The following is a 301-nucleotide window of genomic DNA, read 5'->3' on the forward strand; positions in this document are numbered from 1 at the left end:
GTTTCAGTCTTATCAAATATCGCTGAAATGGCACCTGTTACTCCAGCGGCTATCCCATTGGAAGATAAAGTGAAACAGTTATTTGCTGAGTACACGACCTCTGTGAGCCAAGAAAAAGCGGATCTTCTGGAGAAAATGAATACCGTTGACCCAAGCGACCCCGCTAAATTATTGGAATTACAAAACCAAGTCGGTAATTACAGCCTCGCCTTGAATATGGTCAGCACACTCACACATAAAAGTGTTTCTGCCATCGATACGGTATTAAAAGCACAATAGACCATGAATATATTAAAGAAAT

The 301-nt window shown here is 40.5% G+C and carries 1 protein-coding gene; it reads left to right on the forward strand.

Annotation, left to right across the window (positions count from 1 at the left end):
• On the forward strand, positions 1-279 hold a 279-nt coding region (gene sctI, locus ACNQ0T_RS23790), incomplete at its 5' end, for a type III secretion system inner rod subunit SctI (protein WP_417930454.1).
• Positions 280-301: the final 22 nt, after the last annotated feature.

Origin of the sequence: Enterobacter cloacae complex sp.6700776, from assembly GCF_048284255.1 — a bacterium.
Classification (GTDB): domain Bacteria; phylum Pseudomonadota; class Gammaproteobacteria; order Enterobacterales; family Enterobacteriaceae; genus Enterobacter; species Enterobacter intestinihominis.